Annotated in this window: 19 protein-coding genes, 1 tRNA gene and 1 pseudogene; 12 read left to right on the forward strand and 9 right to left on the reverse strand. The window is 55.6% G+C overall.

Features of this window, described 5'->3' with window-relative positions; all coding sequences use genetic code 11:
* The first annotated feature begins 4 nt into the window (after positions 1–4).
* Positions 5–94, forward strand: a tRNA-Ser gene (locus tag BC777_RS05830).
* A gap of 115 nt (positions 95–209) precedes the next feature.
* Here BC777_RS05830 and BC777_RS19745 read toward each other — a convergent pair.
* The 4 genes and pseudogenes from BC777_RS19745 to BC777_RS05850 all read right to left on the reverse strand — a co-directional run.
* Positions 210–306, reverse strand: a pseudogene (locus tag BC777_RS19745) (IS6 family transposase); the annotation flags it as partial.
* Between the two features lie 92 nt (positions 307–398).
* Positions 399–1,682: a TRAP transporter large permease gene (locus BC777_RS05840; protein WP_100367171.1), complete on the reverse strand. Its 1,284-nt coding sequence runs from the start codon at positions 1,680–1,682 to the stop codon at positions 399–401.
* A 10-nt stretch (positions 1,683–1,692) separates the two neighbouring features.
* Complete coding sequence (locus BC777_RS05845; protein ID WP_100367172.1) at positions 1,693–2,220, reverse strand: TRAP transporter small permease; 528 nt, start codon at positions 2,218–2,220, stop codon at positions 1,693–1,695.
* A 72-nt stretch (positions 2,221–2,292) separates the two neighbouring features.
* Positions 2,293–3,276 (reverse strand): TRAP transporter substrate-binding protein, encoded by a 984-nt coding sequence (locus tag BC777_RS05850; protein WP_100367173.1) that lies wholly within the window; start codon positions 3,274–3,276, stop codon positions 2,293–2,295.
* A gap of 249 nt (positions 3,277–3,525) precedes the next feature.
* Between BC777_RS05850 and BC777_RS05855 the strand changes: the two genes are divergently transcribed.
* The 5 genes from BC777_RS05855 to BC777_RS05875 all read left to right on the forward strand — a co-directional run bounded on the left by BC777_RS05855 (position 3,526) and on the right by BC777_RS05875 (position 8,514).
* Complete coding sequence (locus tag BC777_RS05855) at positions 3,526–4,206, forward strand: GntR family transcriptional regulator (RefSeq protein ID WP_168769084.1); 681 nt, start codon at positions 3,526–3,528, stop codon at positions 4,204–4,206.
* Between the two features lie 35 nt (positions 4,207–4,241).
* Positions 4,242–4,760: a redoxin domain-containing protein gene (locus BC777_RS05860; RefSeq protein WP_100367175.1), complete on the forward strand. Its 519-nt coding sequence runs from the start codon at positions 4,242–4,244 to the stop codon at positions 4,758–4,760.
* Between the two features lie 109 nt (positions 4,761–4,869).
* Positions 4,870–6,276, forward strand: a complete 1,407-nt coding sequence (uxaC, locus tag BC777_RS05865; RefSeq protein ID WP_100367176.1) for a glucuronate isomerase — start codon at positions 4,870–4,872, stop codon at positions 6,274–6,276.
* Positions 6,277–6,325: 49 nt separating this feature from the next.
* Complete coding sequence (gene kduI, locus BC777_RS05870) at positions 6,326–7,153, forward strand: 5-dehydro-4-deoxy-D-glucuronate isomerase (protein ID WP_100367177.1); 828 nt, start codon at positions 6,326–6,328, stop codon at positions 7,151–7,153.
* On the forward strand, positions 7,150–8,514 hold the full coding sequence (locus tag BC777_RS05875) for a mannitol dehydrogenase family protein (RefSeq protein ID WP_100367178.1): 1,365 nt from the start codon (positions 7,150–7,152) through the stop codon (positions 8,512–8,514). Before kduI ends, BC777_RS05875 begins: the two co-directional genes overlap by 4 nt.
* A gap of 327 nt (positions 8,515–8,841) precedes the next feature.
* On the opposite strand, the gene BC777_RS05885 is transcribed toward BC777_RS05875, so the two are convergent.
* Positions 8,842–9,483 carry a hypothetical protein gene (locus BC777_RS05885; RefSeq protein WP_100367179.1) on the reverse strand — a complete coding sequence of 214 codons (642 nt, stop codon included), beginning with the start codon at positions 9,481–9,483 and terminating at the stop codon, positions 8,842–8,844.
* A 653-nt stretch (positions 9,484–10,136) separates the two neighbouring features.
* Here BC777_RS05885 and urtA point away from each other — a divergent pair.
* From urtA to BC777_RS05915, 6 genes are all read left to right on the forward strand, one after another.
* On the forward strand, positions 10,137–11,417 hold the full coding sequence (gene urtA, locus BC777_RS05890) for an urea ABC transporter substrate-binding protein (RefSeq protein ID WP_100367180.1): 1,281 nt from the start codon (positions 10,137–10,139) through the stop codon (positions 11,415–11,417).
* A 71-nt stretch (positions 11,418–11,488) separates the two neighbouring features.
* Complete coding sequence (gene urtB, locus BC777_RS05895; RefSeq protein ID WP_100367181.1) at positions 11,489–13,429, forward strand: urea ABC transporter permease subunit UrtB; 1,941 nt, start codon at positions 11,489–11,491, stop codon at positions 13,427–13,429.
* Positions 13,430–13,432: 3 nt separating this feature from the next.
* Positions 13,433–14,599 carry an urea ABC transporter permease subunit UrtC gene (gene urtC, locus BC777_RS05900; protein ID WP_100367182.1) on the forward strand — a complete coding sequence of 389 codons (1,167 nt, stop codon included), beginning with the start codon at positions 13,433–13,435 and terminating at the stop codon, positions 14,597–14,599.
* Positions 14,596–15,345: an urea ABC transporter ATP-binding protein UrtD gene (gene urtD, locus BC777_RS05905; protein ID WP_100367183.1), complete on the forward strand. Its 750-nt coding sequence runs from the start codon at positions 14,596–14,598 to the stop codon at positions 15,343–15,345. The genes urtC and urtD overlap by 4 nt, the downstream gene beginning before the upstream one ends.
* Entirely contained in the window at positions 15,338–16,033 is a 696-nt protein-coding gene (urtE, locus tag BC777_RS05910) for an urea ABC transporter ATP-binding subunit UrtE (RefSeq protein WP_100368021.1), read from the forward strand. The genes urtD and urtE overlap by 8 nt, the downstream gene beginning before the upstream one ends.
* Before the next feature lie 68 nt (positions 16,034–16,101).
* Positions 16,102–17,847, forward strand: a complete 1,746-nt coding sequence (locus tag BC777_RS05915) for a sugar phosphorylase (protein WP_100367184.1) — start codon at positions 16,102–16,104, stop codon at positions 17,845–17,847.
* Here the strand turns inward: BC777_RS05915 and BC777_RS05920 are convergent, their stop codons facing one another.
* The 4 genes from BC777_RS05920 to BC777_RS05935 form a co-directional block, all read right to left on the reverse strand.
* On the reverse strand, positions 17,848–19,068 hold the full coding sequence (locus BC777_RS05920; protein ID WP_100367185.1) for a glycosyltransferase family protein: 1,221 nt from the start codon (positions 19,066–19,068) through the stop codon (positions 17,848–17,850).
* On the reverse strand, positions 19,061–19,864 hold the full coding sequence (locus tag BC777_RS05925; protein WP_168769085.1) for an HAD-IIB family hydrolase: 804 nt from the start codon (positions 19,862–19,864) through the stop codon (positions 19,061–19,063). The genes BC777_RS05920 and BC777_RS05925 overlap by 8 nt, the downstream gene beginning before the upstream one ends.
* Before the next feature lie 118 nt (positions 19,865–19,982).
* Positions 19,983–21,287 carry an HlyD family type I secretion periplasmic adaptor subunit gene (locus tag BC777_RS05930; protein ID WP_100367186.1) on the reverse strand — a complete coding sequence of 435 codons (1,305 nt, stop codon included), beginning with the start codon at positions 21,285–21,287 and terminating at the stop codon, positions 19,983–19,985.
* Entirely contained in the window at positions 21,284–23,023 is a 1,740-nt protein-coding gene (locus tag BC777_RS05935) for a type I secretion system permease/ATPase (RefSeq protein WP_100367187.1), read from the reverse strand. Before BC777_RS05935 ends, BC777_RS05930 begins: the two co-directional genes overlap by 4 nt.
* Positions 23,024–23,138 lie beyond the last annotated feature (115 nt).

Raw genomic sequence — 23,138 nt, forward strand, 5'->3', positions numbered from 1 at the left:
GGTCGGAGGAGTGGCAGAGTGGTTGAATGCACCGGTCTTGAAAACCGACGTAGGTGAAAGTCTACCGTGGGTTCGAATCCCACCTCCTCCGCCATCGCTCTGGCCTAGGTATTGCCCATGCGGTGCGCCGCCAAATCACCGCTTCGTTTCGGGCATTTAGCGACGCCTGATTACGCTGAGCCGATGTTCTTGCGCAATCCAATCTGGGGTGATTGGTCAGCGGTGATGCCACGTTCGGCCAGCAGATATGGCATCCTGTTATGACAGCGGATACCGCAGGTCCCACCGCACAGCGCAAAGAATGATCTCACGCGGAAAGCGGTGGTGCTAAGACGGAAATTGGCGTGCCATGCTGACGCTCAACGCTGGCCGATGCCCCAGATTAGTGCAACGGTCCCCTAAACACCCACTAGGTTTGGCAAGGTCATGGAAATGGCCGGAACAAAAGTGATCAACATCAGCGCGACAAAAATCGCCAGATAAAATGGCCAGATCGTGCGAATGGCTTTTTCCATCGGCAATTTGCCTACGGCACATCCCACGAAAAGGCACGAGCCCACCGGCGGTGTGCAAAGCCCCAGTCCAAGGTTCACCAAAAGGATCATCCCGAACTGAACAGGGTCAATGCCAAGCGCCTGCGCCACCGGTAGAAAGATTGGCGTACAGATGAGGATCAGCGCGGCCATGTCCATGATCATGCCCAATAGCAGCAGAACGACGTTGATCATCAGCAAGATCAGTATCGGATTGTCGCTGATCCCCGTCAGCAGCGTGACCATTTTCGTCGGCACACGGTAGTAGGTCAGCATGTAGGCAAAGGCCGCCGCACAGGCGATGAGGATCATCACCATCGCCGTGGTTTTAACCGATTGGTTTACTGCAACCTTGAAATTTTCCCATGTGATCGACCGGTAAACCAGCAGGGTGACAAGAAACGCATATATAACGCCAAAGGCACCGGATTCAGTGACCGTAAACACGCCCGACAGCACGCCGCCCACGATGATCACCGCCGTCAGCAAGCCCGGTATCGCACCAATGAAGGCAAACATCAGCGCTGACCAGCCCGGGAATTGTTCGGCCTGATAACCCCGTTTGATGGCAACGATGTATGCGGCTGCGGCCAAACAGATGCACATCAAAATCCCTGGGACAACACCAGCCAGAAACAGCTTTGAGATCGACACAGCCCCGCCGGCCGCGATTGCGTAGATAATCATGTTGTGACTGGGAGGAATGATAATGCCAGCAATCGACGACGTGACTGTCACGTTTACTGCGTAGTCGGCGTCATAGCCTTTGTCTTTCATTACCGGGATCAGGATCGACCCTAACGCCGAAATGTCAGCGATGGCAGAGCCGGAGATCCCCCCGAACAGCATAGACGACAAGACATTCACAATGCCAAGCCCGCCACGCACGGCACCTACAGCAGCCTGCGCGAACCTGACAAGGCGAACGGCGATACCGCCGTGAAACATCAGTTCGCCCGCAAAAATAAAGAAGGGGATTGCCAGCAGCGAAAAGACGTTGATCCCCGCCATGATCCGCTGAAATCCGACCATCAGGGGCAGGCCTTCGAACCAGAATGCGGCTATTGCTGAAATACCCAAGGCAAAGGCCACAGGTGTTCCGATTATCACGCACAAGGCGAAAAGGCCCAGAAGTAATGCAAGTCCCATCTGTCAGGCCCTATTCAATGCTATCAGTGCGTGTGTCGCGCCCCAAAAGATGCCGCGCGAGATGTCCAAGTGAAAAGACGAGAATCATGCCCCCGCAGATCGTCAACGGCAAAGACCGCAGGCCTTCGGGCCATTGGATCAGCGGGATGAGCGAGTTCCATTTGAACAAGGTCAGTTGACCGCCATACCACAGCATCAATCCGCCAAAAATTGTCATCAGCACATCGGTCAAGATGACCATCAAAGACCGGACCTTGCTAGCGACCATCTTGCGGAAGACGACAACGGATAGATGGGTGTGTTCATAGACACCAATCCCGGCCCCCAGAAAAGCGATCAGCATCACCAAAAGCAACGAAAGCGGATCAACCCATGTAGGCGTATCGTTCAGCACGTATCGGCCAAACACTTGATAGCCCAGCAAGAGTGTCATCGCGACCAATGCGCCCCCCGCTACAACGCGGCACAGGAAAACGATCCCGCGAAAGACGCTATCGACGGGACCAAGCCCGTTATGTTTGTTCGGCATATCGCTCATCTCTGGTCGTCCTTTGTGCGAGATGACGCCCGACCTTCAGGCCGGGCGTCAAATCAACATTTTATCCCAGAATCACTCGGTTGACTGAGCCAGCTCAACCAGTTCGGCCATGCTTGGATTGGCGGCGAGGTAGTCTTCATAGACCGGGACCATCGCTTCCTGAAATGGTGTTTTGTCCGCAATCTCATTGATCTGGACACCGGCAGCTGTCACAGCCTCGCGGCTGGCTTCCGTCTGTTCGCTCCACAATTCACGTTGATAGGCGGCGGCTTCTTCCGCAGCGGCAACAACAGCCGCCTGCATATCTGCCGACAGACCCTCGAAAGCTGCCGTGTTCACACAGATGCATTCAGGAATGATCAGGTGCTCTGACAAGGAATAGAAACCGGCAACCTCAAAGTGTCCGACAGACTGGAACGACGGCAGGTTATTTTCCGCACCGTCAACAACGCCGGTACTTAGCGATTGATACACCTCAGAGAACGCCATTGGCGTACCATTGCCGCCCATCGCGTTGACCATACCAGTGAACAGGTCATTGTTCATTACCCGGATCTTCATCCCCGCAACGTCATCAGGCGTATTGATCGGGCCGGTGTTGTTGTAGAATGATCGCGCACCCGCGTCGAACCACCCAATCGGCAGCAGGCCAGCCTCACCCATCGCGGCGCTCACTTGCTCACCAGCGGGGCCATCCATCACGCGGAACATGTGGTCAACGTCACGGAAAATGAACGGTAGCGATACGAGATTGGCTTCATTCACGATGGAGCCGAGCGGCCCAAGGTTGAAATTGCCGACATCGATGGCGCCCAGTTGTACCTGTTCAATGGCGTCCGGTTGCGTTCCTAGAACGCCGCCATGGAACACCTCCACACTGACCTCACCGCCGGTTTTGTCGGCAACCAATTCTGCAAACCGGTCCATCGCCGCAGTGTTGGGATGACCGTCAGAATGAATATTCCACGCGCGCCACTCCTCTGCGACTGCTGCAGAGGCGACAAAAGACAACGCTGCTGCGGTGCCCAGAAGTGCCTTTGAAAAACTATTGTACATTGTTCTCTCCCTTAGTTCATAACGCGATGCTTGACTGTGCATCCAACCTTACCTCCATGGTCTTTTGCAGCATCTTACAGGCCGGAAAGCACGCAGACAGGCGCACTTGACCTAAGCGGACTGGAGACTAGTATCCCAGAATTGTCAAGTGAGTTGCCGGCAACGTGTTTTGATGATGTCACCAGCAAGATGCGAAACACGTTGCAAATGCGAAAATACGCTAACGCGACATCAAGGAGGGGAAGAAAGATGTACGACGCTGCGCACGTCAGCGACTCAAAATCGACCGCTGACGTGGTGTTCGAGCAGCTGCATGCTGACATTGTTGCGCTGACAATTCTTCCGGGTGCAAAGATTTCCGAGGCGGATGTCGCGCGCCAGTACGGTGTCTCGCGGCAACCAGTTCGTGATGCCTTTCGCAGGCTGCATAATCTCAACCTGCTTGAAATTCGCCCGCAACGCGCGACGGTCGTCAAGCGGTTTTCGCGCCCAGAGATCGAGAACACGCGCTTCGTCCGACTGGCTGTCGAATTAGAGGTCATTGAACGCGCCTGCCAGATTTGGGATCAGACCCGCACCGAGGTTTTGGCCGAGAACCTTAAAGCGCAATCAAGCGCCTTGACGGCAGGTGATTTGGCCCTGTTCCACAAACTTGACTACAACTTTCATGAAGGTATCTGCGACCTCAGCGGTCTGCCTATGGCATTTCAGGTGATCAGCAATTGTAAGCAAAAAATAGATCGCCTTTGTCTCCTGAGCCTTTCAGATGGCGAAAATATTGCTGACGTCTTGGAAGATCATCGCGCCATTGCAGACGCACTTAACCGCCGCTGTGTAACCGATGCGCGCGATCGCATACGCCACCACATCAACCGGCTGGACACAACAATCGCTGATATTCACCAGAGAAACGCAGATTTTTTCCAATAGGAATAAGACGCCAAAGACCAAGGGAACAAACGTACATGACACATGAAAAACCTCGCGTAGGCGCACCGGTTGGCCCGTTCACCTTCCCTATGGTTGGCCACACAAAAGAGTATGTGATTGGTGAGGCCAAAGACCGCTGGACAATGCTTTTTGTCTATCGCGGTCGCCACTGCCCCCGCTGCAAACGGTTTCTGAACAAACTGAATACAGTTCTGGCCGATTGGACCGCACATATGGATGTGGTAGTGGCCTCTGCAGATACTGCAGATAAGGCTGCCGCCGATCAGCAAGAGCATGGCTGGGCGTTCGATCTTTGCTACGGCATGACAGAAGATCAGATGCGGGCGCTTGGGCTCTATGTATCGGCGCCTTTGTCTGAGGCAGAAACCGAAAACAACTTTGCTGAACCCGGCGCTTTCGCAATGCGCCCTGATGGCACATTGATGCTGGTCGATATCTCGAACGGCCCCGTAGCCCGCCCAGATCTGGACGAACTTTTGGATGGAATGATCTTTAACATCAAGAACGACAGGCCGGTTCGCGGAACTTTGTAAGACCAGCAATCACAGGGTTTGACAGAGCTAGTATACTAGAACATCTTGAGCTGGGAGTGGTATGCTCTGACCGTGTCTCTCAGCAAATTTGGGCAAACTGGGGGACAAGATGCCAGAACTTGACAGTGATCGCCTGTTTCCGCTGGATAAAGCAGCACGGATGCTTGCGCGCGATCTTTACGAAGGCATCTCAGATCTGCCAATCGTCAGCCCGCATGGTCACACTGATCCTGCATGGTTTGCCGTGAATAACCCCTTTGCTGATCCTGCGCAGCTCTTTGTCATCCCCGATCATTACATGCTTCGGATGTTGTATTCGCAGGGTGTGCCGCTGGAACATCTGGGCATCGCCCGTACTGATGGCGCGATGGTGGAGACTGACAGCCGCGCCATCTGGCGCAGATTTGCTGCGCATTACTACCTTTTCCGAGGCACGCCTTCGCGGCTTTGGATGGATCATGCGCTTGCGGGTGTTTTCGGCGTGACCGAGCCGCTGAACGCGGACACTGCGGATGCAATCTATGACCATATCGACGCCTGCCTCTCAGATCCGGCTTATCGCCCACGCGCCCTGTTTGACCGCTTCAAGATAGAGGTTCTGGCCACCACCGACGCCGCTCTTGATCCTCTTGAGCATCATCAAAGCATTGCACAATCGGACTGGGCCGGGCGCGTTATACCCACCTATCGACCGGACGCTACAACTGATCCGATTGCACCCGGATTTGCCGCCAATATCGCGGCGCTGGGAAAAGTAACTGGTCATGATACGCAAACCTGGCATGGCTATCTTGCAGCGCATCGGGCGAGACGATTATTCTTCAAAGCACGCGGGGCCACTGCAACTGATCATGGGTATGCGGATGCGGTGGCCGCCGACCTTGATCCAGCAAATGCAGCCACTCTTTTTGACAAGATTATAGCTGGTGGCGCGTCACAGGACGACCAGGCACTTTTCCGCGCCCAGATGCTCACTGAAATGGCGGGGATGAGCGTCGAGGATGGGCTGGTTATGCAGCTTCACCCTGGATCGCACCGCAATCATGCAGCGGAGATATTCAACACCTTCGGACCAGATAAAGGTTTCGATATTCCCAAAGCAATTGACTACACCACGGCACTGAAGCCGCTGCTGAACAAACACGGGCTGAACCCTAACTTTTCGCTGATTGTCTTTACTCTTGATGAAGCGACCTATGCTCGCGAACTCGCGCCTCTTGCTGGCGTATATCCGGCCTTGAAACTTGGGCCTGCCTGGTGGTTTTTCGACAGCCCCGAAGGTATGCGCCGGTATCGCGAAGCCACGACCGAAACCGCTGGTTTCTACAACACGGTCGGTTTCAACGACGATACCCGTGCCTTCTGTTCGATCCCCGCCCGTCACGACGTCGCGCGGCGCGTCGATTGCGCCTATCTCGCCACCCTTGTCGCGACAGGGCGGCTCAGCCGCGTAGATGCTACTGAAGTTGCCCATGATCTTGCCTATCGGCTGGCCAAACAGGCCTACAGACTCTGACCGCTGTACCAACACTCTCTTTCCGATCCATCTGTTCAAAGGACATCTCATGCCCCTCAAGACCGAAACCCGCTACGGGATTGACCCTGAAACGGCCAAAACACTTGATACCGACGGCCTACGGCGCCATTTCCACAAGGATGGATTATTTGCCGAAGGCGAAATCAATCTGGTCTACACACACTATGACCGGCTGATCCTGGGCTCTGCCGTACCTGGCGATGGCAGCCTTGTGCTTGATCACATGGACGAAACCGGCACGCCGGGGTTTCTGGACCGCCGCGAGATGGGCATCCTCAATATCGGAGAGACCGGCACGGTCGAGGTGGATGGCGACACCCACACCCTAGAGGCCGGTGAACTCCTTTATATCGGGATGGGCGGCGGACCGGTCACATTCGCGGGTGGCGGACGTTTCTACATCACGTCCTCACCGGCCCATCGTCATTGCCCAACAAAACTGATCAAGCTGAAGGATGCCCGCAGGGTGGAAATGGGCACGCGTGAAGCTGCAAACGAACGCGTGATCATTCAGTTCCTGCATCCCGAAGTGTGCGACACCTGTCAACTGCTCATGGGTTATACGCAGTTCGCCCCGGGATCATTGTGGAATACGATGCCAGCACATGTGCATGACCGCCGGATGGAGGCATATCTCTACTTCGACGTGCCTGAGGATGCCCGCGTGTTTCACTTTATGGGAACCCCGGATGAAACCCGCCACCTCGTCATGGCCAATGAAGAGGTCGTGATTTCACCGCCTTGGTCAATCCATTGCGGGGCTGGTACGGCGGCCTACACATTCTGCTGGACCATGGCTGGCGATAATGTTGACTTTACCGATATGGATATGGTCGCGATGTCCGACCTGCGATGACCAAAGCCAAAAGACCGATCCGGATCGTGCATCTTGGCTTGGGCGCTTTCTATCGTGCCCATGCCTGCACCTATCTGCAAAAGCTGGAGGGTTGGGGCGTTCTGGGCGTCAGTCTCCGCTCTGCCGCTGTCCGGGATAGAATGCGGCAACGCGGTTACCGTTATACGGCGGCTGCGTTGACGCCCGATGGTATGGACCTGCAGCAGATCGATGTTGTGCAGGACATGCTTGTCGCGCCTGAAGACCCCGCCGCCGTCATCAACGCCTTAGCGGAGCCTGCCGTATCGCTTGTCACACTAACCGTCACGGAAAAGGGCTATTGCCACGATCCCGCGACTGGCACACTCAACACCAATCATCCGGTCGTGAAATCTGACATTGCACATGCGCTGCCGCAAACCGCACCGGGCTTTCTGGCGCGCGGACTGCAGGCGCGGCGGGCCGCTGGACTGCCGCCTTTCACGGTTCTGTCCTGTGATAACCTACCCGCAAACGGTGCCGTGACCCGTCGCGTGACGCTGGACCTTGCCAATCACGTCGACCCAGATCTCGCCGCCTGGATTGCGGCAGAGGTCACCTTCCCCTCTGCGATGGTCGATCGCATCGTACCTGCCACAACAGCAGAAGACATCGCACGGATTGCAAGGCTCTCTGGCAATATGGATGCTGCACCGGTCGTACATGAACCGTTCACACAATGGGTCATTACCGATGATTTTGTGGGCGATTTGCCAGACCTTGCCACCGCAGGAGCGCAGATCGTACCTGACATTGCACCGTTCGAACGGATGAAGTTGCGCATGCTCAACGGCGCACATTCAGCGCTGGCCTATCTTGGCAGCTTGGCCGGTTTCGCAACGGTGGCCGACGCAGTCGCGGATGAAACCGTCGCCGCCTATTTGCAGGTGCTCTGGCACGAGGAAATCATCCCCACACTCAAGGTGCCACCCGATACCAGCCTTGAAGACTATGCTGCTGCGCTGATGTCCCGCTTTGCCAATCCCGGCATCCAACACCGGCTATCCCAGATCGCTATGGACGGCAGCCAGAAGCTACCACAGCGCTTACTTGGCACGATTGAAGACAGGTTAGCGCACGGCGGTAGGATCGATGCTCTCCTACTCGCCCTCGCAGGATGGATTGCCTACACCGCCAACCAAAGCGATGACGCAGACCCGATGGCGGCTAAGCTGCGGGGCTGTCATGCCAGTGACCCACGACAAACCGTGCACAACATCCTGTCACTGTCAGCGATCTTCAAGGATCCGCTATCGGCCCAGATCACAGCCCCTCTATCGGATGTATACACGGATCTGACCAAGAAAAGTGCGCGCGCTATGCTCGCGACTGTGGCGCACTGAACGGAATGGGGACTGCTGCATTCATCCGGGGCATCGGCCAGCTGTGATCTCCAACATGGCACGCTAATTTCCGTCTTAGCACCACCGTTGTCCGCGTGAGATCATCCTTTGCGCTGTGCGGTGGGACCTGCGGTATCCGCTGTCATATCGGGATGTCGTGGGTCCGCTGGCCGAGCGTAGCAGCACGCACTGAAACTGCCATCAACCAGTTAATGCAACAATCCCAATTGGTCAGCACTGATCACCTGAGTGCTCCGTAAGCGCGCACGTAGAAAAAGGCGCGCGTCCCTTGATCAGCAACGCGCGCCTGGCCTTCATGTGATCGGGTTAGGCAATCCAGCCGTCGTCTACCGTGATATCAATGACAGCAAATAACTCATCGTAGGATGCAATATCGCCCTCTTCTGCGGAGTTTGCATAGAGCACAATCTGTTGCGTATCGCCCGCATCAATCAAATCAGTGTCTACATCGGCACTCAGGCTTCGCTGGGAATAGGCAGCCGCATAAAGATCGTCAGCGCTATAGGTCTGATCACCGATCACGACCGTGTCTTCAGCACCGAAATCACTGACAGCTGCGATCCCATCATCCGACGAGGCTGTAAACTCAAACGTATCGGCATCATCAGTACCGGCAAAAATCGGACTTGCGCCAGTATCAGAAGCCACATTTATAACAGCAAAGACCTCATCATAGGACGCCACTTCGCCATCTTCGGCAGAGTTTGCATAAAGGACGATCTGTTGGGTATCGCCCTCGCCGATCAGGTCGCTGTCAACGTCCATACTTAACGCGCGCTGCGCGGAAGCGAAATGATAGAGATATTCGGCATCATAGGTGTCATCGCCAATCACAACGCTGTCATCAGCGCCGAAATTATCAATGGTGACGATACCGTCATCTGCGGTTGGGGTGAATGTGAACGTCTCGGCCTCATCGGTGCCTGTTACTAAGGTCGTCTCTGTCATCTTTCTCTCCAATTGTATTGACGCGGACATATGGTCGACTTGCTAAAGCCACGGGAAAGAAAACTGGTGAACAACTGGTATCAGATGGCTTGGATGCCCACGTATGTGCTTGCTGAAAGCCATCGGCTTGCGGTGTGACAGTCGCCACATACGGCCGTCAACACAGACACAGACGCCAGCGTTATTTCGGCGAAAACACTGGTTTCATCGGGCAAGTTCCTGCCGCAAGATGCCTGTCGGACTGTGCTTTAATGATGAGTGCGCAACCGGGAACGGCGCAAAAGCACGCCATGACAGACAGGCTGCGATGAGTTGTTGTGCGTTTGATACATTCAACATGATCGAGACCCCACAATCGGCACAAGATATGCCAGCAAAGTAAGCATACACACATTTTTCGCACAATTATTGCGCAGCCTGCCCGACCGAAACTCACTTGATGAAAAATTTCTGGCTTATTTCTGCGGCGCAACACCAACTGCGGATGCTCAATCGAGCATGCACAATGTTTATGCCGCAAATTAGCCGGTTTGCGTTGATGCAGATGACGACAACAAAACTGTCGCGGGTCCTGCCTTTTGGGTTGGTCTACCGTTCAAACAGGGCGCATATCCCTGCCAACGGTCCGCGACGACAACGGGGACTTAAGACCTATGAAATTCAAAACCTCTGCTCTTGCATTGACCGCCCTGCTGGGCACCACTGCTATGGCCGCTGCCGAATGCGCCGACCCGATCAAAGTGGGTGTGCTGCACTCCTTGTCCGGCACAATGGCGATTTCCGAGACAACACTGAAAGACACAATGGAGCTGCTGATTGAAAATCAGAATGCCGCCGGTGGTCTTTTGGATTGTGAAATCGAAGCTGTTGTTGTTGATCCGGCCTCTGACTGGCCGCTGTTTGCTGAAAAAGCACGCGAGCTGCTGACCGTCAGCGAAGTTGACGTGATCTTTGGCAGCTGGACATCCGTGAGCCGCAAATCCGCGCTGCCTGTGCTGGAAGAACTGAACGGTTTGATGTTCTACCCGGTTCAGTATGAAGGCGAAGAAAGTTCGCGCAATGTGTTTTACACGGGTGCTGCGCCAAACCAGCAGGCTATCCCTGCGACTGATTACTTCCTCGAAGAATTAGGCGTTGAAAAATTCGCGCTGCTGGGCACTGATTATGTCTACCCACGGACAACGAACAACATTCTGGAAGCCTATCTTCAGGATAACGGCATCCCGGCTGAAGATATCTTTGTGAACTACACACCTTTCGGCCATTCAGACTGGGCAACAATCGTGGCTGACGTTGTGGCGCTGGGTGCTGACGGCAAGCAGGTTGGTGTCATCTCGACCATCAACGGTGACGCGAACATCGGGTTCTACAAAGAATTGGCTGCCGCTGGCATCTCTGCCGATGACATTCCGGTTGTTGCTTTCTCAGTTGGTGAGGAAGAACTGTCGGGTCTCGATACATCCGACCTTGTGGGTCACCTCGCCGCCTGGAACTATTTCCAATCCGCTGAATCTGATCTCAACGACGAGTGGGTCACAGCATGGAAGGCCAAAATGGGCGAAGACCGTGTGACAAACGATCCTATGGAAGCGCACTACATTGGCTTCAACATGTGGGTGAATGCGGTGACTGAAGTAGGCACGACAGACGTCGATGCCGTGCGCGAAGCGATGTACGGACAGGAATTCCCGAACCTGACTGGCGGGACTGCGGTCATGTTGCCCAATCATCACCTCGCCAAGCCGGTTCTGATCGGAGAAATCGCAGCCGATGGTCAGTTTGATATCATCAGCCAGACCGAGGAAGTTCCTGGCGATGCATGGACAGATTTTCTGCCCGAATCGGCCGTCCTGACATCAGACTGGGAAACACTAGGCTGCGGCATGTACAACACCGAAACCGAGACTTGTGTGCAGCTGACTTCTAACTACTAAACCTTCTGGGACGGGGCGCAGTTGACTATGCCCCGTCCTGAACCTGCCTGACAGATCGGCCTGAATACCCCATGCTACGACTGCTTTATTTGGCGCTTGCGCTTTGGTTTACTATGCCCGTGGCTGCTGCGGCCCAATCCTTGCAAGACATACTGCAGACCCACCAAGACGAAGTGCTTAGCCCCGGACGCCGCAGTGTTGGCGTAGTGCTGGATGATCTGGTGGCCAGCGGGTTGCCGCAAGCCCTGCCCTTTCTCGAAAGCTGGCGCGACCGCGAGATTGTGCAGCGTGACAGCGACGGGTTGTTCTTTCGGGTGACCGAAGATGGCGACACGGTAACCTTGCAGGACCTCGACACCGGGGACACCCTGACCGCCAGTGAAGACGACCTTACTGAATCCCGACCTAACGGCGGTGTCCGCCGCGCGATTGGCGATGCGCTGGTCCAATTCCAACTGTCCGACCCTGATATCGCCAAACGCAAAGCGGCGGTTGAAGCCATCGCTCGCAGTATGGACGCCAGCCAATTGGGGCCACTTGCGGCATCCATCGACGATGAACCTGACGCGGAGCTGAAAGAAACCAAGACCCGCCTTGTTGGTATGTTGGGTGCGCTGTTTGCTGAGACAACGGATGCACGGGTCAGCGCGATTGAAGCTCTGTCCGGTGATCTGTCCGTTGATGTGCGTGCCGTACTGAACAGAATCCTATCAAACTCTGAGGCTGTGGCCGCATCAGTACCAGAAGACGCCAATATCGCGCGGATGCTTGTCGTAGGTGAGGATTTGACCGCAACGGATGCCTACACCCGGCTTGTTGAAGCCGAGCTTGCCCCTGCATTGATCACCAAATTACAAATCCGCGAGGCGCTGGTTGCCAATATTGACGGTGATGCCGTCAGCGGTGTTCCCGTCGCCACATTGAATACAGATGCCGCCCGCGCCCTTGCCTATGATCTGCTTGCGGCCGATGGGACGGTACCTCCCCGCGTCGATGAAACCACACAGACCGAAGCCGTCGCCGCCCATCGTTTCTTTGTACAATACGCAGAGACTGATCCCGCCATCACCGATGCCGCACGCGCAGCACTTGATAATATCGAGAGAAACGTCGCGCTTAACCAAAGTGTCGATCTTGGCCTTGATGCACTGTCGCTTGCCTCGATCTACTTTCTGGCTGCCATCGGCCTTGCCATTACTTTTGGCGTCATGGGCGTGATCAATATGGCCCACGGCGAATTCATCATGATGGGTGCCTATACCGGCTTTGTGGTGCAGCAATTCGTGCCTGATTATACGTTGTCGATCATCATCGCCCTGCCCTTGGCCTTTGCGATCACCTTTGGCGCAGGCGTCTTGATGGAACGGGCGGTCATTCGTCACCTATACCATCGCCCGCTGGAAACGCTGCTCGCCACCTTCGGCATTTCCATCGCGCTTCAGCAGCTGGCGAAAAACATCTTTGGCACCCAAGCGCGCCCACTGACCTCTCCGGAATGGCTGGACGGGGCGCTGGTGTTTAACGATGTTGTGGCCATCAGTTATATCCGAGTTGCGATTTTTGTGCTGGCGCTGGTTTTCCTATGCATCATCCTGTTTATTCTCAAACGTACTCGTCTTGGGCTGGAAGTCCGCGCCGTAACACAGAACCCCGGCATGGCGGCATCCATGGGGATCAACACTGACCGGATCAACATGCTGACCTTCGGGCTGGGATCAGGAATCGCGGGGATCGCCGGGGTCGCTATCGGGCTTTATGCACAAGTGACCTCTGAAATGGGCGCATCCTACATCGTGCAAAGCTTCATGACGGTCGTTGTCGGCGGTGTCGGCAACGTCTGGGGTACGCTTGCAGGGGCGTCGCTGATCGGTTTCCTGCAAAAAGGGATCGAGTGGTTGAACCCCTCGAACACCTTGGCGGCGCAGACCTATATGATCCTGTTTATCATCCTGTTCATTCAATTCCGGCCCAAGGGTATTGTTGCCCTCAAAGGCCGTGCGGCGGCGGATTAAACCATGCAACGATCATTCCTCGCCCAAAACCCGTCCGTTCTGTGGTTCATTGCCATTCTGGCGGTCTTTACTGTCGTGGTGACACTGATGTCCGAGGTGACAGGTGTTGGCCTGATCTCAACCTCATTCGTCAAGACACTGGGCAAAACACTATGCCTCTGCCTTGTCGCAATCGCGATGGATGTCGTTTGGGGTTACTGCGGGATCTTGTCCTTGGGGCATTTTGCCTTCTTCGGGATCGGCGGTTATGCCATCGGCATGTGGCTGATGTATGCGCGCACCGAAGGGATCGTGATGACAAGCCTTGCAGGTCAGCCTATCCCACCGACACCGGCAGAGATATCAGATGCGATAGGCAACCAGATTTTCGGGGTCGTGGGCAGTTCCGAATTCCCGATGATCTGGGCCTTTGCGGACAGTTTGGCGCTTCAATTGCTGATGGTCGTGCTTGTACCGGGCCTGCTGGCGCTGGTGTTCGGTTGGCTGGCGTTCCGCAGCCGGGTCACAGGCGTCTACCTGTCGATCCTGACGCAAGCGATGACACTGGCTCTCGCCCTCTACCTGTTTCAGAATGATAGCGGTTTGCGGGGGAACAATGGCCTGTCGGGCCTGCAAAACATTCCCGGCTATCAGGACGTTTCACAAGCGACCGTCTCGATCATATTCTTCATCGCATCGGCCCTAGCACTAGCCGCGGGCTATGTTTTCTTTGCGTGGATCGTATCAGGCAAGATGGGCAGCGTGGTAAAAGGTATCCGCGATAATGAGGCGCGCGTGCGGTTCCTGGGCTATCATGTGGAAAGCTACAAACTGTTCATCTTCACGACGACCGCTGTTGTCGCGGGCATTGCAGGGGCGCTTTACTACCCCCAAGCGGGCATCATCAACCCCGGCGAAATTGCCCCCATCGCGTCCATTTACCTTGCCGTCTGGGTCGCCATTGGCGGGCGCGGGCGGCTGTATGGCGCGGTCATCGGAGCGGCCTTCGTTTCGCTTCTTTCAAGCTGGTTCACTGGCGGTGGCGCACCCAATATCGATCTGGGCTTCTATGTGATCCAATGGACCGACTGGTGGCTTGTCTTGCTCGGCTTCTCTTTCGTTGCGGTTACGCTGTTTTTCCCTAAAGGCATCGGCGGATTGTTTGATTATCTGGTGAGGAAGCCATCATGAGCATGCTGCTAGAGGTATCTGGCGTCAGCGTCACATTTGACGGGTTCCGGGCGATCAACAACCTGTCGATCAACTTTGCAACGACCGAGTTGCGGGCGATTATCGGGCCCAATGGGGCTGGGAAAACCACGTTTATGGATATCGTCACGGGCAAGACCAAACCGGATGAAGGCCAGGTGATCTGGGGCGAGAAAAACATCTCTTTGCTTGGAATGTCAGAAAGCCAGATCGCGCGTGAAGGGATTGGCCGGAAGTTTCAAAAGCCGACTGTGTTCGAGGCGCAGACTGTGCGCCAAAACCTGGCCATGGCGCTGAAAACACCGCGCGGGCCATTTGCGGTGCTGATGCATAAGAAAACCAAGCCCAACGCAGAGCGCATCGAAGATGTCGCCGCCCGCATCGGCCTGAGTGACAGCCTCACCCGCGTTGCGGGCGAGCTGAGCCACGGGCAAAAACAGTGGTTGGAAATCGGCATGCTGCTGGCACAAGAACCGCGCCTGATGCTAGTCGATGAACCCGCCGCAGGCATGACACCGGAAGAGCGCGAAAAAACGACTGATATTCTCAAGGAAGCCGCCAAAACCCGTGCCGTTGTCGTTGTGGAGCATGACATGGAATTTGTGCGCCGCCTCGATTGTAAGGTGACGGTCCTGCATGAAGGGTCTGTTCTGGCCGAGGGTAGCCTTGATCATGTGACCTCGAACCAAACTGTTATCGATGTTTATCTGGGGCGTGCGCATGCTTGAAGTCAAACACATCGATCTCAAATACGGGCAAAGCCAGATCCTGTTCGATATCTCGCTGATTGCCGCAGTCGGGCAAATCACAGCCGTGATGGGCAACAACGGTGTGGGGAAAACAAGCCTGCTGAAGGCGGTGTCAGGGCGGCATCCGGTGGCCAGTGGTGAAGTATTGGTTGGCGGCACAGCGGTATCGCTGGCGTCGGCCTTTCATTCCGCCCGCGCCGGGATCGCTTACGTCCCGCAGGGGCGCGAAGTCTTCCCAATGATGACCGTGCGCGAAAACCTTGAAACCGGGTTTGCCTGCTTACCAAAAGCGGAACATCAGGTGCCGGACTTCATCTTTGATCTGTTCCCGGTCCTGCGTGAAATGCAAACCCGCCGTGGTGGTGATCTCTCTGGCGGACAGCAACAGCAGTTGGCCATCGCCCGCGCTTTGATCACCAAACCACAGGTTTTGCTGCTGGATGAACCGACCGAGGGTATTCAGCCCAATGTCATCCAGCAAATCGGCGACGCATTGGAAACACTCCGCGACCAGGGGCAGATGGCGATTGTGCTGGTCGAACAAAATGCAGATTTTGCATATCGCATCGCAGATACATTCACTGTCGTTGAACAAGGCAAGATCAAACAAACTGCCGCGAAAGACAGCTATTCCAAAGACAGGTTGATGGCCGATCTGGCGCTATAGCTGCAAGACGATTGACCTTGCCCAAGCCATTTGGTCAGCTGTGTATTAGGGTAACAGGTGACCTGTAGATGACGAAGACACAATCGTTCCAAAAGCGGCTCACGTCACTGATCAGGCAGGTCTACCCTGATCAGGATACCAAGTTGCTTGTGGACGCAATTCAAGACGCGTTCTGGCCCGACGGCAAGCGACGGCGCAAGCGCGGGCGCGCGCCCAGCAATGATCTTTGGACCGAACAGGACGCCTTGCTGATCACCTATGGCAATTCAATTATCGATGGCGCGCATAAGCCGCTTGATCTGCTACATGATTTCCTGCTGCGCCGGATGAAGGGTGTTCTGAACGGCGTGCATATCCTACCTTTCTTTCCTTTCACCTCGGACGACGGCTTTGCCGTATCCGATTTTCGCAGCGTCAACCCGCAACTGGGCGATTGGCCTGATATCAACCGGATCAGTGAGGACTTTCACCTGATGTCCGATCTGGTGCTGAACCATGTGTCCAGCCAAGGCACTTGGTTCAATGGCTACCGGCAAGGGCAAATGCCCTATGACAGGTACTTCTTCGAGGCCAGTCCCGATGACGACCTGAGCAATGTGGTACGCCCCCGTACCACGCCCCTGCTACAAAAGGTGGAAACATCAAACGGCCCGCGCCATGTCTGGTGCACTTTCAGCCATGACCAGATTGATCTGGATTTCCGCAATCCCGAGGTCCTGCTGGAATTCCTGCGGATCATCCGACTGCATGTCGACAATGGGGTTCAGATCATCCGGCTGGATGCTGTTGCGTTTTTGTGGAAGGAACCCGGCACCTCCTCGATCCACCTGCCCCAGACACATGCTATCGTGAAACTGATGCGGCTCTTGTGTGATTATTCGGTTGAGACGATCATTCTGCTGACTGAAACCAACGTGCCCAAGGCTGAGAACCTGAGCTATTTTGGGCAACACGACGAAGCCCATGCGATTTACAACTTCCCTCTACCGCCCTTGATCCTGCATGCGGTTATGTCCGGTTCGGCCCATTACCTGCGCCATTGGCAAAGCGGGATGCCACCTGCGCAGATGGGATGTGCTTATCTGAACTTCACCGCCAGTCATGACGGGATCGGGATGCGACCTGCCGAGGGGATTTTGCCCACTGAAGAACAGGCCCGCATGATCGAGACGATCAAAAACATTGGCGGCCTTGTGTCGATGCGCGCCCTGCCTGACGGCGGCGAGGCTCCGTATGAGATCAACACGACTTACTTTGAGGCAACCGCGCAAACCTTCGCAGGCAAGGATGATCACCATTTTGACCGGTTCATCTGCACCCAAACCATCGTCATGTCACTGGAAGGCATCCCGGCGTTCTATATCCATTCCATGCTGGCCACGCCCAATGATCATGGACAGGTGGAACACCGCGGCATGAACCGTGCGATCAACCGACATCGCTGGGATTATCCGACGCTGAATGCGCTGCTGGATGATCCGACCTCTGACCAAGCGCGGATACTGACCGCACTTTCTGATCGGTTGCGCATCAGGGCCAAGCAACCGGCCTTTCACCCCAATGCCACCCAATTCACCATGCCTTTAGGGGATCGTGTCTTTGGCGTCTGGCGGCAAAGCCTTGACCGGCGCCAATCCATCTTTGCGCTGCACAATGTCAGCGATCAGACGGTCGTGCTGTCGCAACTTTCGATGAACCTGATTGAAGATGAAACATGGTTTGACCTGCTGACCGGTCATGACCTCGATATGGATCAAGAGGCCGTGACCCTTGCCCCCTATCAATGCCGCTGGATTACCAACCGGGGGCGGTAGTTACTGATAAGCGGCCTCATCCGCCTGCGCCGCTGCATGCATATCGGTCAGAAACGTCGGATCGGCAGCATGGACCCGGTTCCATGTCGGAATAAACGGCGTCTCATGGGGGTTTTCCAAAAACACCTGCCCGGCGCGCATGATGTTTTCGGCAAACATCTCGATCGAGTTTTCTTCTGTATGGCGATCAATGGCCAGCCCGTTCATCTTGGCGTCGCTATAATACCCGTCCAACAGATCCAGTGCGCAACGATAATATGTGGCCTTCAGCGTGCGGAAAATATTGGGCGTGAAAACCGTGCCATCCGCAGCCAGTTTGCGAAAGATGGCCTTGCAAATGTCTGTGGACATACGGTTCAGACCTGATCCTGCCGTATCTGCGGCCAGATCCTGATGCTTGTGATCATAGGCGTCTGAAATTTCGACCTGACAAACCGCTTTGGGGGCAAGGTTGCGCCATGCTTCTGACAGCACCCCGATCTCGAGCCCCCAATCGGATGGGATGCGCAGATCGGGCAATATCGCCGTGCGCATGGCAAATTCACCCGACAGCGGGTAACGGAAACTACGCAGGTAATCGATATAGTCGCGCGATCCGATCACCCGGTTCAGCGCGATCAACAGCGGGCTGACCAAGAGCCGCGTCACCCGCCCATTCAGCTTGCCACCGCCGATGCGCGCGTAATAGCCTTTGGCCACCTGATACGGGAAGGTCGGATTGGCGACCGGATAGACCAGGCGCGCCAACATCTCTTTGTTATAGGTCAAGATATCGCAATCGTGGATCGCCATGACCGAACTGTCAGCGCAGCTCATCAGATAGCCCAGCGAGGACCAGACATTCTTGCCTTTGCCCTGTTCGTTCGGGGCCAGCCCCAGTTCATGCAGCCGTGCACCCAGCGCCAGCATGCGCGGGCTGTCGTTCCAGATCACGATGTGGTTTTGGTTGAGATCCTTGAAAAACGCCTTGGCATGGCGGAACTGGGCCTCGTCGGCGGCATCCAGACCGATAATGATACGGTGCAGGTAATTCACCTTCGACAGTTCCGTCAGGATATGGGGCATCGCATCGCCCTCAAGTTCTGAATAGAGGCATGGCAAGATCAAGGAAATCTTGCGGGTCGCGGCAAAGGCGTTCAGCTCCGCCTCCATTTCCGCCACGTCGCGGGTGCGCAGGTTGTGCAGTGTTGTGATGTTTCCGTTCTGATGGAAATCAGCCATGCGTTGGTGTCCTATTCTTTTCAAGGCGGTCAATTACGGTGTGTATGGCCCAGTTCCAGCCGACCGGACCTGCTTCTTTTGTGCGTATGATACGGCCCGCTGCTTCGGTCTTGAGCGGTGGAAGCGGCGGGCGCGCCGGGTTGGCGACCACAATGCCGATGTCTGCGTGTTCCAGCATCGCAATATCATTGGGCGCATCGCCAAGGGCAATCGTGTGACGCGGCTGGTAGGTGTCGATGATGCTGCGCATCTGATCAACTTTGTTACGTCCCAAAGAGAGGGTCAGAAACCGCCCCCCCTGTTGTGAACGAACACCCTGTTCGGCCAAAGCAGCCAAAAATGCGTTCTTCTGGGGCACTGTGCCAGACCACTGTCCCGGCTCTGAAAAACAGCGCATCTGGGCCAAGGCAGCATCCCTGACCAGCAGCCCTGTCATGTCTGCCACTTGCGCCGCAGTGACGTCGCCAAAACCGGTAAAAAGTTGACGCAAGTCCGGTGTCACCCTGTCCAAGGCAGATCGTATCGTTTCATAGTCGGCAGCTGATGGGCATGTTGTGTTAAAGGGGGGTAAAAAACCGGCCCCGTTTTCAACAATCGCAGGCCACTGCGCGACTCCGATTTTTTCACGCAAGATAGCCATTTCAGCGGCGGTTTTACTGCTGGCCAGAATAATGCCGGCAGACAAAGCATTTAGCGCATTCAACCCGGGTTTTGCAGCCGCCCAATCATAAGTGTCGTGATCGATCAGCGTTCCATCGAGATCGGTGAAAACCAACAAGTGACATGGGTCGGGCATAGAAAATTTATGGCGGAAGGCGCGGACCACCACAAGCCGTCAATCGACATTTGTTGCCTCATACCTGCCCCGACCAAACGCGGATTGTGGGTGCCCTCAAACCGGCAGGAAGGCACAATCACGTCTCACGGAAGGCTTTGTTAAAGTAATCCGCAAGTGGCTTGATCAGGAAGTTCAAAGGCGTGCGATCTGCGGTCCGCACAAAGGCCTCAACCGGCATGCCGGGGATCAATGTCATATCATCCGGCAGCCGGTCCATCTGCCCTTCTTCGACCTGCACTTCGGCACGGTAGTAAGACAGCCCCGACGTTTCATTCTCAAATGCGTCGGCTGACACAAGGGTGACTTTGCCACGCAGTTCCGGCGTCCGGTTTTGGTCGAAGGCCGAAAACCGCAACGTCACATCCTGCCCGACATACACCTGATCGATATCAACCACCTGCACCTGCGTCGCAATGATAAGGGGGCGGTCTTGGGGGATAAGGTATAGCACCGGATCGGCGGCACGAATAACCGATTGCGGCGCAAAGACCTGCAGGCCATAGACCACGCCTGATACGGGCGCGCGGATATCCAACCGCTCAAGCTGGCGACGCAGAGTGCGGCGCCGCTCTGACAGTTCCAGTTCATTGAATTGCAAATCACGCAGTTGCGTGATGGCATCTTCACGACGCGTGGATGACAAACCGAGGATTTGCAACTCGATCTCAGTCATGCGTTCGGCGGCTTGTGCCGCCTGTGCCGTCAGATCACCAAGGGTACCTAGCAAGCTGGCCTCCTCGCGTTGCAAGGCCAACACGCGGCTGGCCTGCGCCAATCCACGGTCCAGCAAGCTTTGCTGATCGATCAGCTCTCGTGCAATCAATTGCTGTTGGGTCGAAAGCGCCTCTTGCTGGGCGATGATACCGGTGACCTGACTGGAGATTTGTGCGCGCTGCTGGGTCAGCTGTTCAACAGCACTTCGGTTGGTTTCAAGCCGTGCCTGAAACAGCCGCTCCTGGCCGTCCATCAGTGTTTGAACCTCAGATGTGCCAACCTCGTGCAACACGTCGCTGAAGGTAAGCGCGGGCATATCATCCCGCTCAGCCTCTAACCGGGCGCGACGGGCAAGGATTTCGAACAACTGTCCTTCGACAATGGCAAGCTCTGATTGCAGGATCGTGGGGTCAAGCCGTAAAAGCAGATCGCCTGCCTCAACGGTATCGCCTTCATCAACGATGATTTCTTCGACCACACCGCCATCAGGGTGTTGCACAACTTGTCGGTTGCGATCTACTTCGATCTGACCGCTGGTGATCAATGCGCCTGATATCTGCGCCATCACTGCCCAGGTGCCAAAACCACCTACAAGGATCAGTAATGTCGTGGCACCTATCGTCAAATGCCGACGTACCGACCACCGCTCATCGGTTCCATTCGTCATGATACGCCCCCGGCCTTGCCTTCACTGCGTTTGATATCACTATGGTTCTTCACTATTTCGGCCAGCACTTCATCCTTGGGGCCAAACGCGCGGCGGGTGCCGTTTTCGATCACCAGCAACATATCGCATTCCTGAATGGCGGACGGTCTATGCGCCATGATGAACACAACCTTGCCTTCAGCCTTCATCTGTTTGATCGCCTTGTTCAATGCGACCGATCCGTCATTGTCGAGGTTAGAGTTCGGCTCATCCAGCACCACAATCACCGGATCGCCATAAAGCGCGCGGGCCAGACCAATTCGCTGAATTTGCCCGCCCGACAAACGGCCCGTGGTCCCCGATACCTTTGTGTCATAGCCGTCCGGAAACCGCAGGATCATTTCATGCGCGTCGGCAGTTTTGGCCGCCGCAATCACCTTGGCGTCATCTGGCATCATGGACATGCGCGCGATGTTTTCCTTGATGGTTCCATCAAAAAGCTGCACGCGTTGTGGCAAATAGCCGACATGCTGGCCCAGAACATCCGGGTCGTATTGATCAAGCGCCGCACCATCCAACCTGATCTTGCCGCCCGCAGGTTGCCACACCCCGGTCAAGACACGCGCCAGTGATGATTTACCCGCCCCCGATGCGCCAATGACACCGATGGCCTGCCCCGGCGATGCAGCAAAGCTGAGCATGCGCAATGCCGATTGCGCCTCACCCGGGGGCACGACGGTGACCTGATCAGCCACAATCCGGGCTTTGGGTTTGGGCAGGACTGTGCGTTCCTTTTCATATGGGATTTGTTCCAGCAGCACCGCCAGATTGCGCCATCCGTCACGCCCGCGCTGAAAGAGCGCCCATTGCCCGACCAGCAATTCAATCGGCGCCAATGCCCGGCCCAGCAGGATTGACCCAGCAATCATCGCCCCCGGTGAAAGCTCGTTGATCAAGACCAGATACGCGCCTAGACCCAGCATCGCGGATTGCAGGAACAGCCGGAACGCTTTGGTCAGCGCGGTGAATGTCCCTGATGCGTCTGCCGCCTCAATCGTGGTATCCAGTGATTTGCCGCGTGCCATCTGCCAGCGGTCAAACGCCGACCCGCGCATACCCAGCGAATGCACCATTTCACTTTCTTCGCGAATATGCGCACCCAACCGTTCAGAAGCAAAGCTGGCCGCATTGGCCGCTTCAAGTGGTTTGCGTGTGGTGAATTGATTAAGCAAGGCCACCACAAGCAAGACCGCCGCGCCGAAAATCGCCAATAGCCCCATCAGAGGGTGAAAGATAAAGATGCCCAAAAAGAATAGCGGCGCCCAAGGTAAATCAAACAAAGCCATCAGCGCAGGCGAAGTGATCAGGCGCTGCACTGCTTCCAGATCACGCAGGCCCGTTGCCGCCTGACGCGGGGCGCGTTGCAATGTCGTAGCTTTGAGGACTGCGCCAAAGACCCGCCGGTCCAGACCGGCTTGAAACCGGGCGCCAACCCGGCCCATGACCCGGCCGCGCACAAAATCCAATATGCCCATCATCGCGTAAAGAAAGCCAACCAAAAAAGACAGCGCCAGCAATGTCTCAAACGACCGCGAGCTCAGCACCCGGTCGTAGACGTTGAGCATGTATAGCGGCCCTGTCAGCATCAGTAGGTTTACAAAGAAACTGAAGAGCCCAACCACCCAATAAAGCCTGCGGCTTTGTTTGCGGGCTGCGATCAGTTCGGCTTCGCCTCTTGGTAGGTCTTGGTCAGACATGGGTATCGTTTGGCCTGTTTTTTTCTGTATCGATTGCGCCTGCGTCAGGCTCTGTGACTTTTACGAAATATGCGATTAGGCGCCTGACTACCCCAATTCCGGCATGAAACACCAC

It is taken from the genome of Yoonia maricola, from assembly GCF_002797915.1.
GTDB lineage: Bacteria > Pseudomonadota > Alphaproteobacteria > Rhodobacterales > Rhodobacteraceae > Yoonia > Yoonia maricola.

Bases quoted from the DNA above. Each gene is read 5' to 3' on its own strand.
- BC777_RS05840 (WP_100367171.1), bottom strand. From the start codon at position 1,682: ATGGGACTTGCATTACTTCTGGGCCTTTTCGCCTTGTGCGTGATAATC.
- BC777_RS05845 (WP_100367172.1), bottom strand. From the start codon at position 2,220: ATGAGCGATATGCCGAACAAACATAACGGGCTTGGTCCCGTCGATAGC.
- BC777_RS05850 (WP_100367173.1), bottom strand. From the start codon at position 3,276: ATGTACAATAGTTTTTCAAAGGCACTTCTGGGCACCGCAGCAGCGTTG.
- BC777_RS05855 (WP_168769084.1), top strand. From the start codon at position 3,526: ATGTACGACGCTGCGCACGTCAGCGACTCAAAATCGACCGCTGACGTG.
- BC777_RS05860 (WP_100367175.1), top strand. From the start codon at position 4,242: ATGACACATGAAAAACCTCGCGTAGGCGCACCGGTTGGCCCGTTCACC.
- uxaC (WP_100367176.1), top strand. From the start codon at position 4,870: ATGCCAGAACTTGACAGTGATCGCCTGTTTCCGCTGGATAAAGCAGCA.
- kduI (WP_100367177.1), top strand. From the start codon at position 6,326: ATGCCCCTCAAGACCGAAACCCGCTACGGGATTGACCCTGAAACGGCC.
- BC777_RS05875 (WP_100367178.1), top strand. From the start codon at position 7,150: ATGACCAAAGCCAAAAGACCGATCCGGATCGTGCATCTTGGCTTGGGC.
- BC777_RS05885 (WP_100367179.1), bottom strand. From the start codon at position 9,483: ATGACAGAGACGACCTTAGTAACAGGCACCGATGAGGCCGAGACGTTC.
- urtA (WP_100367180.1), top strand. From the start codon at position 10,137: ATGAAATTCAAAACCTCTGCTCTTGCATTGACCGCCCTGCTGGGCACC.
- urtB (WP_100367181.1), top strand. From the start codon at position 11,489: ATGCTACGACTGCTTTATTTGGCGCTTGCGCTTTGGTTTACTATGCCC.
- urtC (WP_100367182.1), top strand. From the start codon at position 13,433: ATGCAACGATCATTCCTCGCCCAAAACCCGTCCGTTCTGTGGTTCATT.
- urtD (WP_100367183.1), top strand. From the start codon at position 14,596: ATGAGCATGCTGCTAGAGGTATCTGGCGTCAGCGTCACATTTGACGGG.
- urtE (WP_100368021.1), top strand. From the start codon at position 15,338: ATGCTTGAAGTCAAACACATCGATCTCAAATACGGGCAAAGCCAGATC.
- BC777_RS05915 (WP_100367184.1), top strand. From the start codon at position 16,102: ATGACGAAGACACAATCGTTCCAAAAGCGGCTCACGTCACTGATCAGG.
- BC777_RS05920 (WP_100367185.1), bottom strand. From the start codon at position 19,068: ATGGCTGATTTCCATCAGAACGGAAACATCACAACACTGCACAACCTG.
- BC777_RS05925 (WP_168769085.1), bottom strand. From the start codon at position 19,864: ATGCCCGACCCATGTCACTTGTTGGTTTTCACCGATCTCGATGGAACG.
- BC777_RS05930 (WP_100367186.1), bottom strand. From the start codon at position 21,287: ATGACGAATGGAACCGATGAGCGGTGGTCGGTACGTCGGCATTTGACG.
- BC777_RS05935 (WP_100367187.1), bottom strand. From the start codon at position 23,023: ATGTCTGACCAAGACCTACCAAGAGGCGAAGCCGAACTGATCGCAGCC.